This window comes from Legionella oakridgensis ATCC 33761 = DSM 21215, from assembly GCF_000512355.1.
GTDB classification, from domain to species: domain Bacteria; phylum Pseudomonadota; class Gammaproteobacteria; order Legionellales; family Legionellaceae; genus Legionella_A; species Legionella_A oakridgensis.
On the sequence record NZ_CP004006.1, the window covers coordinates 711,624 to 724,126 of the forward strand.

Genomic DNA, 12,503 nt, shown 5'->3' on the forward strand with positions numbered 1-12,503 from the left:
GCTTTATAACGGAAAAATCTGGTTTAAATCTATGGTTGGAAGGGGGACCACCTTTTATTTTACTTTAAATAAAGAAAAAATAAGGGAGGAACAATAATGTATTCGCTTAAACCTGTTCTTCTTATAGAAGATGATCAAATTGATCAAGCTTCTGTTCAAAAGGCTTTTGTTCAATTAAATATTAAAAATGATTTAATCATACGTGAAAATGGCAAAGAAGGGTTGAATTATCTTAAGGAAGCTGAAAGGCCTTGTCTTATTATTCTGGATTTGAATATGCCAAGAATGAATGGTATGGAATTCCTGGATGTTATTAAAAAGATAAATTTTATAAAAATATCCCGGTCATTGTGTTTACCACTTCCAGTGAAGAAGGGGAAAAAATCAAAGCTTATGATAAAGGGGTTGTTGGTTATATTGTTAAACCCCCAAGTTATAAAAAAATTGTAGACATCTTTAAGAGCATTGATGTGTATTGGACGATTTCAGAAGGGCCGATTTCGTGAAGCGCAGTTAACCGTTGCCGTTAGTTACTGCCAATCTTTGAATTTGGTCGCTGCATGGCGCGTGGAGCACACGGTTATCTAAAAAATTAACAACATTGCCATATGTTATACTTTAAAAAGGGAGATGTTTCTAAAAACAAGGGAATACAAGCAATTTCCGTAAATGATGCTCCTCATAGATGAATGCGATGTTTTAAAGGAAAAGTATTATGGAATCTACGGAACGCAACATTGATATCTTCTATATAGAAGATGATGAGGTGGATATTCTAGGGATGGAGCGTGAATTTAAAAAGATAAATGAGCTTCTTGAAATTGCAGTAGCCAAAGATGGCCATCAAGCTTTAAATAAACTCTATGGCCGCAATGGTGAAGAAAAACTTCACCCGAAAATTATTCTTCTGGATATCAATTTGCCTAAAATGAATGGCATCGAATTTTTAAAGTTATTACGAGCCGATCCAACTTTTATTGATATTGAGGTCTTTATTTTGACGGGTGCTTTTAATACTCAAGACAAAATGGCTATGAAGGATTTGAATGTAAGGGGACACATCATTAAACCACTGGAATATGAAGATGCACTCAATCTTTTATGGGCGTTACAATCCGCGCCTCGAAACTAAAACGAGTTCATGACTGACCATGTAGGTTCATTGCAAAGCCGGGTAAAGAATAATAGAGTAAGGCTGTTATCTTTAATGTTAGCGCTGGATTTTCTCAAATGACGATGACATTTCAGTCATGTGTTTTTTTGTCTATGCTGATATAAGAAATGCTATAAATTGATATTTCACAGTTTCCTTGGCCGGATGGATATATAATTAACCTATGAGTGTTGATATCGTTGCAATGATTGGTAATTTGAGCCAATCACTTATACCAGTTCAGGCATTGATTAAGGGCTTAGGTTATCTTCTTGGCCTAATATTCATGATGACTGCAGTTGGCAAACTCAAAAAAATAGGAGATGCCAGGTCTAGTGGTGGTTCTCATGAAAAGATGTTTATTCCCATAGCGTATTTTATGGGAGGCACAATGCTTATTTTTTACCTTCAGCAATTACTGCTTTTTCCACGACGGCATTTGGTGTGGCTAATACAGATTGGGGCTATTCTAATTATAATCCTTACAATATCTATAGTGCGATGCGGGTTGTCATTCGAACAGCAGGCTTGATATGGTTTGTACGAGGATGTGTTTTATTGGTTCATGCCAGTGAACCAGGAGTGCAGCATGGACCTAAGGGCTTGGCATTTCTTTGTGCTGGCGTTTTGGCAATAAATTTTGAAGGTACGGTGGCTGTTGTTAATGTTATTATAGAGAAATTAATTTTATTATCGCAATATTCTACGAATATTAAGGGATGATTGCACGATTAATCAGGGGTGCGTTATATGAAACGGATGTTTTGTTGGTTGTTGTTGAGTTTGTTATATTTGCCAGTTGCATTTGCAGCCGATGAGCAAATACTCAAACCCATTTTGATCTTGAATCATATTAAAGTGATTGCACCGCATGAACAAAAGGGAGACGAACTTTATTTTGATATCACGGCTTTTTGGGCGGATAAGCCGAGAAAATATTATCAAGTACCCAAACCACCAAGATATTGGGCATCGGCTGATAGTGATAAAATTAATTCTGTGCCTTTGTGGTCTGAGCCGCTTAAGCCAGGACAGGTAGTGATTCTTCTTATCTCGCTCATGGATATTGATGTATTACCAATGGATCCAGATGATTTAATTGGTATTGTTCGGGTGAAATTAAAAAATGAGAATGGTGTTTTGCATGCCATATGGAGCATACCTAACCGTTCTATTGGGCCTGAGACGATTATGGGTCAAAAAGGCGAGATTCAAAAATTTGAACTGTCCGGGCCTTACGGAGACTATGAAATTTATTTATCATTGCAAAGTAAATAAGGGACAAGAAGCATTTTATTGTTCTTCTTCGCCACAAATTTTAAGATTATTGGCTTTAGCAAAATCTAAAATGGCTTGATATATCTGGGGACTGGAATCCTTCAGTTTAGGGTCTAACAGCACGCATTTGTATCCTTCGTGGTTTACGCTAGGCTGCAGGAGTGGTGAATAATGTATTCGGCTGTTTTTAAACGTGGCCATTGTTCCACTCATGCGCTCTGCCCAATCACTGGGACGAAAAGGCTTGCCATGCTCGGTAACACCTTCGATTATGATTTTTTTATCTTTGGATTCTGACATTTTTGCTACATAATAAAAACAGTATGTTTAGTATAGCACCATCCACGTTGCTGCAAAAATGCAAGACATAACCAAATATTAAAGAATGATTACTAATTGATAATGAGGCTTATCGTGAAACAGAAAGAAAGTCGTTCGGGCATTTATCTTTTGCCCAATCTTTTGACTACAGCAAGCTTGTTTGCGGCATTTTATTCTATTGTTGCCTCTCTAAAATTTCGTTATGAGACCGCTGTCATCGCAATTTTTATTGGTATGATAGCCGATGGTTTGGATGGCAGAATTGCCCGTTTGACAAATACTCAGACCGCATTTGGTGCTGAATATGATAGTTTGTCCGATATGGTAACTTTTGGAGTAGCGCCTGCTTTGCTTGTGTATAGCTGGAGCCTGCATCAATTAGGTAAATTAGGATGGTTGATAGCATTTATTTATACAGCAGCGGTTGCTTTGCGTCTTGCGCGCTTCAATACTCAAGTTGAAACAGCAGATAAACGTTATTTTCAGGGGCTGGCTTGTCCCCCAGCGGCAGCCATTATGTCTTCGTTCGTTTGGTTATGTTATCAAAATCATTGGGAATATTTTGGAGTGACCATCCTGATGGCCGTGATGGCAGTTACAACTGCTATTTTAATGGTCAGCAATGTTCGCTACCATAGTTTCAAGGAAATTGATTTTAAAGGTAAGGTTCCTTTTTTATATGGGCTTGTTGTCGTTATTTTATTTGTTGCTATTGCTGCCTACCCAGCCTTAATTTTATTTCTTGGATTCTTGTTGTATGCGTTTTCCGGTCCTTTGCAAACGTTAGCGGCATTACATCGCGTACGAAAACAGCGCCGTCAAGTTGCAGACGCAAGGCGGGATAACGAGAGACATGACGATAATACTTGATTGGATTAAGTGGATCGTTTGCCGGCAAGATGACGGAGTTATTCAGCTTCATCAAAACGATTATTGATAAGAGCTACCAATGCTTCTGTCATTTCTTGCTCGTCCGGGCCGTCAATCTGCAAAATAAGTTCAGTTCCTTGATGGGCAGCCAACATCATAACGCCCATGATGCTTTTCCCATTTATTGTCTGAGTATCCTTGGTGACATCAATACAGCTTTGAAACCTCGCTGCTGTGGATACAAATTTTGCCGAGGCACGTGCGTGCAAGCCCAGTTTATTAATAATGTTTATTTTAGTTTTAATCATGGCCGCTACAATGTATCACGTGATTGTTAATGCTGCAATCCTAGCACGTTGAAGCCAGGGAAAATCATACTTTGATTGCATTATACCTTATTTGTGTCATTTCCACGCAGGCGGAAATCCATCTTGCAATCAAAGTCATGACTTATTCAAGGAATAGATTTCAGCCTGCGCTGAAATGGTAAAATGTTAATCACATTGATCTTACTCTGGGGTTGCACAAACTTTGTAGGAATGTTCTATGAGTAAAGCATATAAAGACTCACTGTTTTCTGCTTTACGATAAGCGTTTCTATATTCAGGCATGCTAAATTGTTTGATGCTCTTTCCTAATATTTGTAAATGTTGGTCATTCTGACCCTGCGGAACGACGAAACCAAGAACCAGATCAACAGGCTGTTTGTCGGCAGCACCAAAATCAACGGGATTGAGTAATTTAAGAAAGCAGCCACAAGTCTTATTTATGGTTTCTGCGCGTATATGAGGAATAATGATGCCATGTCCGATGGTTGTACTTCCCAGACTTTCTCTTTTCCAGTAAGCATCAAATAAAGCCTCAGCGTTTAATTCCGGATGATTCTGACTTAATATCTGGCTTAATTTTAATAAAACAGCCGTTTTACTTTGAGCTGCTGAATCAATAAACACGCTGCTTGGAGTCAAAAATTCGCAAAATTGCATGATGAAGAAGACAAGAAATATCATGAAAAGTTTTAATATTTTACTTTATTCTCGTTATAAAAAGAAACACCATGATTTTTTATTCCTGCCGATGTAAGGCATGGTTGCTGCGAATACGATAATGATTAATGAAGGGGCTGCGGTGCACAAAGTCTGTCTATCGCAGACAGACTTTGACTTAATCCATGACAAAATGCTTTATTCACGATGATTGCGCATTTTTTCCTTATGTTTAATCAATTGCTTATCCAATTTGTCAACCAGGTTGTCAATAGCGGTATACATATCATCAGACTCTGAACTTGCATGCAGCTCGCCCTTGGCAACCAATACCGTGGCTTCCGCAATTTGTCTTAATTTTTCTACGTCAAATACCACGTTAATTGCTGTTATTTTATCAAAGTGTTTCTCCAGCTTATCGAATTTTTCCTGAGTAAATGCTTTTAAAGCAGGAGTAACATCCATTCGATGACCTGTGAAGTTGATTTGCATAACATTCTCCTTCAAATTGTTAATACGAATTACTACGAATTGATTTTCGTGCATGAACAGGCGGAATTCTCATTTCTTCACGATATTTGCTAATAGTACGACGTGCTATTTGAATGCCTTGAGCAGCTATTTGTTTTGCAAGTGCACCGTCGCTCAAAGGCGCTTCTGGATTTTCATGCGCCACGAATTTTTTTATGAGAGCACGGATTGCCGTCGGTGAACACTCGCCTCCTTGCATGGTAGGAATATGATTAGAGAAAAAATATTTAAGCTCAAATACTCCGCGAGGAGTATGGATAAATTTTTGAGTCGTTATCCTTGAGATTGTGGATTCATGCATATTAAGAGCCAAGGCTGCTTCATTAAGAATCAGCGGTTTCATTGCTTCTTCGCCAAATTCTAGAAAATCTTGCTGGTAGTCTACTATATAACGGGCTACTTTTAATAAGGTTTTTTGCCAGCTTTGAATGCTTTTTAAAAACCAGCGTGCTTCCTGCAAATTATTTTTTAAGAATTTATTATCGACGTGATTATTGCCGCGCTGAATGAGTGACGCATATTGTGTGTTAATGCTTAGATGAGGCAGTACATTCTGACTCAAACTGACTTGCCAATGGTTTCTTTTTTTTTCAACGATTAAATCAGGAATAATATATTTTGTATGTTCTCTTGAGATGGCGCTTCCAGGTTTTGGATTCAGATGTTGAATGATATCCAATATGTTTTCCATGGCCTGTTTATCAATATGATAGATTTTCATAAGTTGCCTATATTTGTGGCGGCCAAGTAATTCAAGATTATTTTCCATTATTTGTCTGGCTGTTTTTAAATGTAACGTCGTCTGGGGTAATTGTTCTAATTGGATTAGTAATGTTTCAGCGAGATTTCTAGCACCGCAGCCAAGGGGGTCCAGGCGTTGAATGCGGTGCAATACAACTTCAATTTCCTTTAAGGCTAGAGGGTAGGGATGGTGGTTTAAGCTGCTATGAATATCTGTCAAGGACAGTGTTAAAAACCCATTATCATCAATAGCATCGATAATTACTTCGGCAATCATCCTGTCTATATCACTGATGGGACTCATATTTAATTGCCATCGTAAATGATCTTGTAATCCGGTTTCCGAGCGGTGGATAGGTTCGTAGGTAGGGCTATTTTCCTTAAAATCACGGCCGGATCCTTGCCTTGAATACAGTGGAGACCATTGGAAATCAACAAAATCATCTTCATATTCCAGGACCATTTCAAGGGATTCATGCTCCAGCTCATTTGAAGTGGATTCCAGCATTGGATTAGATTCGACTTGTTGTTGTATTTCTTGTCTAAGATCAAGGGTGGATAATTTAAGTAATCGAATAGCTTGTTGAAGCTGGGGAGTAATAGAGAGCTGGCTCGCTAAACCCAGCTGCAGTGACGGCTTCATGTAAATCCTCTTTAATTTTACCGCTATTATTATCAGTTTAATCCATCCGGAATGATTATCCAGTGGATAGATGACATATTTTCGAACATAATGAGTAAAAATAAAGAATTAAATTGTAAAAGATAAGTCAGTTCAACGTTGTGGGCGAAGAAGGAAAAGGCTCCATTGATTAATGGAGCCAAGGTTTATTTTACTTTTTTCTCTTTGAATAAGACGTGTTTTCTTACAACAGGATCAAACATCATCAATTCCATTTTTTCCGGATGATTACGCGGATTCTTTGTAGTGGTTTTATAATAACCAGTACCTGCGGTTGATTCCATTTTAACTTTGATGGTCACAGCGGCCACAGTATTCCCCCTTTAATTAAATTTTTTCGCCTTTGGCTCTAAGTAGATCAAGGACGGCTTTAATTCCTAACTTATCAATAATACGCATGCCTTTGGTACTGAGTTTAAGAGTAACAAATCGATTCTCTTCTTCAACCCAGAAGCGATGGTTTTTTATATTAGGTAGAAAGCGTCTTCTTGTTTTATTGTTGGCATGCGACACATTATTTCCAGTAATTGGTCGCTTGCCAGTAACTTGGCATACTCTTGACATGTTGTTGCTCCAAAGTGCCCTGGCTTTTAAAAGCCGGCTTTGTTTAAAATCAGCGAATCGGCTGAATAGGATTACCGGTGGCGTTTTATAGCAAAAATTGGTCGAAGATGCAATGTATTGATGCATTTTTTGCTGATATACTTTGCCGCGGCCTCTTTTAGAGGCAGGTTTTAAAAGTAATAAATTTTATCAGGACTTATTGATGCATCGAACTATCAAAAGTTATGTACTGCGAGCAGGGCGAGTAAGCAATCGTCAACAGCTGGCGCTGGAGCAATGGTTAAAAGACTATGCTTTATTCCCGAGCGAATTGGTATGGAATTTAACTGAAGAGTTTGGGCGGGAAGCAGAAACTATTGTTGAAATTGGTTTCGGCATGGGTTCTTCGTTATTGGCCATGGCAAAAGAGCGTCCCGAGGTCAATTTTATTGGTATTGAAGTTCATAAGGCTGGTATAGGAAGCTTAGTGGCTGATTTGCATGATCATGCATTAAATAATGTGCGTATTGCGCCATTTGATGCCACCGAAGTGATTGAAACTTGTTTGATGGATGATGTTTTGGCTGGTGTCCAGATTTTCTTTCCAGATCCCTGGCCTAAAAAACGACATCATAAAAGACGCTTGATTCAGACAGATTTTATTCATCGCCTTGTGAAAAAAATTAAACCAGGTGGATTTATACATTGTGCAACGGATTGGCAAGATTATGCGGAACACATGCTTACGGTTTTTATGGCTGAGCCAAGTTTAAGAAATCAACAAGCCCAAGGTGGTTTTGTTCCCAGACCTGATACCAGGCCATTGACCAAATTTGAGCAAAGAGGACATAAACTGGGACATAAGGTTTGGGATTTAATGTTTATACGTTGTCAATAAGTATCAGAGGTTTTTAATAAAATACTTAAGTGCATTTTCATATATTTCGCGTACATTTTGTGTAAAATTTTGATATTCCATCACGATTCGTGTAAAATATGGGCTTGTGTTTTAATCTGGTCATGACCTATGTTTGAAGCATATCTGGCATTGCTTGATACTATTAGGCAAAAAAGGTTTTCGCTGCTTGTCAATAATATCCGCAAGGAAATTATAAAAACATTACGTAGCGACAAATTCAGTGCCAGAATGCGCCAATATCTGGAAGGGATGCATGAGGAAGGTGAGCCATTTACTGATTTTTCTCTTGAACCAGGCCATATTACGCAAATTAAAAAAATAATCAATGCGTTGTATCATGCAGAAATTGCCTTGCAAGATCTGGAATCGGTTAATCTCAGGGATGGTGATCGTAAAGTTGCCGATTTAGCCAAATTATATAACCACACTATCCATCATATTTATCAGGCTTCTTATCTAATAACACACCTGGATGTTGACCTAAGTGAGATATTCACCAAGGAGCTTGCTGCATTAGCCCCCTTACTTGAGAACTTTCATGCGTATGCTCACAATTATACCGAAGAAACCCGAACATTTTTAGGCGCTCTTAATTATCGGGACATATCTCATAAAACAGGGGTCATAAGTGGCATTGTTGTTGATCAGTTGCAACGGCAGGATGGTGAGGTTGATTATGAGTTCCTGACGCAATTTACGGCAACACTCCCCGGGTATCTGGATCAGTTTACTGCCTATATTCGGCGTTTTTCAGAACAAGTAACTCATGAACCGGTTTTTGATAAGAAAAAAATTGAAGAATTACAAAATCATGGTTTGCTTTTATTAAATTCTCTTGAAAGCCTGCAAGGAAGTAACAGTTTCTTTTTATCACTGAGAGCACTGCATTATATCCATATTATTCGCCATACGATTACGCTGACGATGAGCATTATTGACCAAGCAGGTCATATGACTGAAACGTCACAGGATACCATTCGAGATAATTTAGCAAAATTAAAATATGAGCTTTTACCTGAACTGTTTGGCTTCGTAGACAAGCTTGAAGCTCAAGCCATGCTTGAACCCGGTGTGCTGTCTAAGCCGTTAATGGCGCGAGTCAAGCCAATGTATCAATGGTTAATGTATTATGTTCAAAAGCTTGTTGATTTTTCACAGAAAGGTGAAGAGTTATTAATTATTGAAGATCCTAAATTCATTGCGGCAAGAACAGAACAAACGTATCAACGTCTTGCTGAAGATGAGGAAAAATTGTTTTTGTTGGCGGAAGCACAACATGCGGCCAATGAATTTTTCAAAATTTTGAAAAATCCTGGTTATCAACGAAAACGTCTTGTGGATTTGCCGGATGAGATCAAAAACCAATTGATCTTTTATTACAGAATGATGCAGCCGTATATGGCACGGGTTGATGTGGTCAAAGATAATGTGATCATAGCCGGATTAACCCAAACAAGGGATTTTTTCACTACGTTTTCAAGCTGGCTTGGACAATACTCTGATGGTATTCCTGAGATTGTGGCTCTGGAAGATAATTTGAAAGACGTGTTTGTGAAAGAGCAACGTTCTCGTCGATTTCAGCGTCAATTAAATCTGGATATTATCGATTCAGTTCACCAGAGTTCTGATGCTTCGAGCTTATTTCCTTATTCATCCAAAGAACCACCATTGGCTATAGACGAAGCGGTTGCTCTTGGTGTAGATGAGTCCAGTGTTTTAGCATTTGCAAAAACAGGCAGCCATAATCTGTTAGCCAATCCGCAAGAATTAACGTTTGCGCAAGCCATAAAACTATATAAATTTTATGAGATAAAAAGCATACAATCTGTCCATGCACTTAAAGCGTATCAGGACTTTGTTGAGCTTTTAAACACTCAAAATAATGCAACGTTGTTTGTGCGCTTTGATGAACCGCTAAAGAAACAACTGATTAGTTTATACCGTGTATTTCAGCCATACCTGGTTCATGTGACTGCAGGTGATAAAGCCACAGCAGAGTACGATCGAAAAATAGTACAGGCACTAACCGGTAATTTATCATCACGCACTGGTATTCGAGTGAGTGACGTTCATCGACTTAATACGGCTATTCATACGTGCCTTGTTGAAACAAATGAGCGTTTGGAAGCTAAGAAACAGGCTTTTGGACATAAGGCCAGTGCGTTATATCAAGAAGAAAATCGTGCTAAGCCATTGGTCCATGCGAAAGGCGCGGAAAGGGCTCATTATGTCATCCGGCAAACCGAGTATTTGCGGATTTTAGCGGATTTCAGAAGTTCTTTGATGCAATTAACGCAGGTATTTAATCATTCAATTAGAGAGAAATTGGAACCGGCCAGTGAAGGCATACCTTTCCCAGAATTGGAAGATGTTCATAAGGCATTATCCCAGAGCAGTCAGGTCTTGATGCTGAAACGGCTATTTAATGCCTTGTATTATTTGGAGCAGATTGGTGCCAGTCTTAATGAATTAAATGATAAAAGTACAGAAATTAATTACGTACGACATATTCTTAAGGCGAGTTCTTATGTCTATGAAATAATAAATCTTGGAAATGCATTGCGTTCAGAACCATATTTAGCGTTTATAGCACAGGATATTCTACAGAATGTGCAGAAAGGTTATGCTAAATTTATGCAGCTTGCCAGGCCTTATCTTATGGAGGCAACCGAAGAACAGCCGGATGAGAAGCCACAAGTTAATGCAGTTATGCTTTATTCATTGAATGCGATGATGATCTTGCCTGAGCATATTGCCGCTTTGCGAGGAGAAAAGGAGTTTCCGCCGGAGAGAATGCAGGCTATTCATAAACATGCTGAAAAAGTTGCTACTAATATTCAACGCATCATTGCACATTCTAATTCTTACGTTCGGTTATTGTTTGAAATACCAACCATGTATGGTTTGTTTCGTGAACTGAAAAGTAAGCTTTCGTTGATGGCGTCCTCATCCCATGATGCGGTGCTTGATCATCTGGAAGACATGAGAAATGTATTATTTCCCCGAATTTTATTAGAAGCGGATGAATGGGAAGATAAACTTGGGTTGAATCCTGGCACTTTATCAAGTGCGATGAAAGCCATATTAGATGAGTTTTATTGTGGTTTGCTTGAACCGTTAGATCTTCATTCTCGCCGCCATTTGGCTTTAGTGACCAGTGCAGTGCCTTTGGATAAGCGATTGGAGGCCACACGCCAGCGAATAAATCAGGCAGAAATCGAACAAGTCAGACTTAGAGAAAAGCTTGAGAAGTTGGAAAAATTGGCGGGAAGCATTTCTCTTTATAAGGCTCATAAAGCAAAGCCCACAACAACGCTGGCAACGGTGCAACATCTTGAGCGTAGCATGCGTGAACAGTTTGTTGCTGCATTGCCTTTGTTGCGGCAAGAGACAGCCTATCTTGATATTAATTCTTTACCAGAAGAGACAGGTAGTATGTCTGTGGATAGGGCATTAAATCAAGTGCATGGTTCGGATTTAAAGAATATTGAATCATTGGCCAAAGCCAGTATTAGTCATCTCAGAGGATTGCATGCTTCGCACCAGCTTACTATTGAAACGGCTAGAGAAAAATCAGCGTATTTACATGAACAAAAAATAATGCAGCAGGATTTCAACGCAAAATTTGTTCTTGATTATACAACCAGCGCTTTTCGAAAACACGCAAAAGCGTTTAGTTCCAGACCCTTTGGATTGGTTCATAGCAGCAGGGAATATAAGCGAAACCTTTTTAATTATCTTCAGGCAATGGAAAAAGAAATCGTCGAGGCTTCTTTAGAAGCTGAAGATATTAACAAGCAAATTAGTGATTTGTTAGGAGAAAAAATTAAGCACTTTGAAGAGGAGAATTACCAGAAGTATTACCATTTAGAGACCATTATGTTGGCCATAGAAGCGTTTAAACTTTATCTTCATAATGCAAACATTGAATTGCAAAATAATAATTCTATTTTCGAAAATAGAGAGACATTAATTATAAAATCGCAGTTGATTGAAAAGTTGGAAAATATAGCCAGAAATGAGCAGTTACCGATAGATGATAGGGTAGAGCAACTTAAAAAAGAGACAAGTAAACCCACGTTTAAAACCCAGATGCTTAAATACCATCAGTATGATCAGATATGCTTTGCCTGGTTGAAACAATGCGTTTTGTCATTTTTAGAGTTAATCCATTTGTACACACCGACTTATAAAAAACAATATAACAAACTGGTAAAAGCGGCTGAAGAAGTTCCGGAAACGGGCTATTTAAGTGCACGTTTTGGTTTGTTTTCTGCTCCACGTCGAAATTATGATTTGCCCAGCGAAGTCGTAGCAATAGATCCTGTGGCTTTACCCACAGCCGCACCAGTTTAATTCACGTACCTGCCAAGATTCTCCATAAATTCACTTGCAGCGAGTGGATTGAAAAATATTTGCCTTGATTACAAGAGTTTTTCATAAGTCCTAACCTTATTACTTGCCTAATCGCACCATACC

The 12,503-nt window shown here is 38.6% G+C and carries 14 protein-coding genes; 7 read left to right on the forward strand and 7 right to left on the reverse strand.

The features are described from left to right. Positions 1-96 precede the first annotated feature (96 nt). The 4 genes from LOA_RS03530 to LOA_RS03545 all read left to right on the forward strand — a co-directional run bounded on the left by LOA_RS03530 (position 97) and on the right by LOA_RS03545 (position 2,431). Complete coding sequence (locus LOA_RS03530; RefSeq protein WP_202961895.1) at positions 97-450, forward strand: response regulator; 354 nt, start codon at positions 97-99, stop codon at positions 448-450. A gap of 265 nt (positions 451-715) precedes the next feature. Further along, positions 716-1,132, forward strand: coding sequence for a response regulator (locus tag LOA_RS03535; protein ID WP_025385164.1), 417 nt, complete (start codon positions 716-718; stop codon positions 1,130-1,132). Positions 1,133-1,597: 465 nt separating this feature from the next. Further along, positions 1,598-1,876, forward strand: coding sequence for a hypothetical protein (locus LOA_RS15735; RefSeq protein WP_274544622.1), 279 nt, complete (start codon positions 1,598-1,600; stop codon positions 1,874-1,876). Between the two features lie 27 nt (positions 1,877-1,903). Further along, entirely contained in the window at positions 1,904-2,431 is a 528-nt protein-coding gene (locus LOA_RS03545) for a hypothetical protein (RefSeq protein WP_025385165.1), read from the forward strand. A 15-nt stretch (positions 2,432-2,446) separates the two neighbouring features. On the opposite strand, the gene LOA_RS03550 is transcribed toward LOA_RS03545, so the two are convergent. Further along, complete coding sequence (locus LOA_RS03550; RefSeq protein WP_025385166.1) at positions 2,447-2,731, reverse strand: DUF3579 domain-containing protein; 285 nt, start codon at positions 2,729-2,731, stop codon at positions 2,447-2,449. 102 nt (positions 2,732-2,833) lie between these two features. Between LOA_RS03550 and pssA the strand changes: the two genes are divergently transcribed. Continuing rightward, entirely contained in the window at positions 2,834-3,622 is a 789-nt protein-coding gene (gene pssA / locus LOA_RS03555) for a CDP-diacylglycerol--serine O-phosphatidyltransferase (RefSeq protein ID WP_025385167.1), read from the forward strand. 38 nt (positions 3,623-3,660) lie between these two features. Here the strand turns inward: pssA and LOA_RS03560 are convergent, their stop codons facing one another. The 6 genes from LOA_RS03560 to rpmB all read right to left on the reverse strand — a co-directional run bounded on the left by LOA_RS03560 (position 3,661) and on the right by rpmB (position 7,126). Beyond that, entirely contained in the window at positions 3,661-3,930 is a 270-nt protein-coding gene (locus tag LOA_RS03560) for an HPr family phosphocarrier protein (RefSeq protein ID WP_025385168.1), read from the reverse strand. A gap of 201 nt (positions 3,931-4,131) precedes the next feature. After that, positions 4,132-4,590, reverse strand: coding sequence for a PTS sugar transporter subunit IIA (locus LOA_RS03565; protein ID WP_158423015.1), 459 nt, complete (start codon positions 4,588-4,590; stop codon positions 4,132-4,134). Between the two features lie 216 nt (positions 4,591-4,806). Further along, a complete protein-coding gene (gene hpf, locus LOA_RS03570) occupies positions 4,807-5,100 on the reverse strand; it encodes a ribosome hibernation-promoting factor, HPF/YfiA family (protein WP_025385170.1) in 294 nt (97 codons plus the stop codon). A 19-nt stretch (positions 5,101-5,119) separates the two neighbouring features. Next, complete coding sequence (locus LOA_RS03575) at positions 5,120-6,523, reverse strand: RNA polymerase factor sigma-54 (protein WP_025385171.1); 1,404 nt, start codon at positions 6,521-6,523, stop codon at positions 5,120-5,122. Positions 6,524-6,708: 185 nt separating this feature from the next. Further along, positions 6,709-6,873: a 50S ribosomal protein L33 gene (gene rpmG, locus LOA_RS03580; RefSeq protein ID WP_025385172.1), complete on the reverse strand. Its 165-nt coding sequence runs from the start codon at positions 6,871-6,873 to the stop codon at positions 6,709-6,711. Positions 6,874-6,889: 16 nt separating this feature from the next. Beyond that, complete coding sequence (rpmB, locus tag LOA_RS03585) at positions 6,890-7,126, reverse strand: 50S ribosomal protein L28 (RefSeq protein WP_025385173.1); 237 nt, start codon at positions 7,124-7,126, stop codon at positions 6,890-6,892. 202 nt (positions 7,127-7,328) lie between these two features. Here rpmB and trmB point away from each other — a divergent pair, with 202 nt between their 5' ends. Both trmB and LOA_RS03595 read left to right on the forward strand, forming a co-directional pair. Next, positions 7,329-8,003, forward strand: coding sequence for a tRNA (guanosine(46)-N7)-methyltransferase TrmB (gene trmB, locus LOA_RS03590; RefSeq protein ID WP_025385174.1), 675 nt, complete (start codon positions 7,329-7,331; stop codon positions 8,001-8,003). Between the two features lie 129 nt (positions 8,004-8,132). Next, positions 8,133-12,380, forward strand: coding sequence for a coiled-coil domain-containing protein (locus LOA_RS03595; protein WP_025385175.1), 4,248 nt, complete (start codon positions 8,133-8,135; stop codon positions 12,378-12,380). The last annotated feature ends 123 nt before the right edge of the window (positions 12,381-12,503 follow it).

Excerpts from the sequence above, each read along its gene's own strand:
- LOA_RS03530 (WP_202961895.1), top strand. The coding sequence starts at position 97 with ATGTATTCGCTTAAACCTGTTCTTCTTATAGAAGATGATCAAATTGAT.
- LOA_RS03535 (WP_025385164.1), top strand. The coding sequence starts at position 716 with ATGGAATCTACGGAACGCAACATTGATATCTTCTATATAGAAGATGAT.
- LOA_RS03545 (WP_025385165.1), top strand. The coding sequence starts at position 1,904 with ATGAAACGGATGTTTTGTTGGTTGTTGTTGAGTTTGTTATATTTGCCA.
- LOA_RS03550 (WP_025385166.1), bottom strand. The coding sequence starts at position 2,731 with ATGTCAGAATCCAAAGATAAAAAAATCATAATCGAAGGTGTTACCGAG.
- pssA (WP_025385167.1), top strand. The coding sequence starts at position 2,834 with ATGAGGCTTATCGTGAAACAGAAAGAAAGTCGTTCGGGCATTTATCTT.
- LOA_RS03560 (WP_025385168.1), bottom strand. The coding sequence starts at position 3,930 with ATGATTAAAACTAAAATAAACATTATTAATAAACTGGGCTTGCACGCA.
- hpf (WP_025385170.1), bottom strand. The coding sequence starts at position 5,100 with ATGCAAATCAACTTCACAGGTCATCGAATGGATGTTACTCCTGCTTTA.
- LOA_RS03575 (WP_025385171.1), bottom strand. The coding sequence starts at position 6,523 with ATGAAGCCGTCACTGCAGCTGGGTTTAGCGAGCCAGCTCTCTATTACT.
- rpmB (WP_025385173.1), bottom strand. The coding sequence starts at position 7,126 with ATGTCAAGAGTATGCCAAGTTACTGGCAAGCGACCAATTACTGGAAAT.
- trmB (WP_025385174.1), top strand. The coding sequence starts at position 7,329 with ATGCATCGAACTATCAAAAGTTATGTACTGCGAGCAGGGCGAGTAAGC.
- LOA_RS03595 (WP_025385175.1), top strand. The coding sequence starts at position 8,133 with ATGTTTGAAGCATATCTGGCATTGCTTGATACTATTAGGCAAAAAAGG.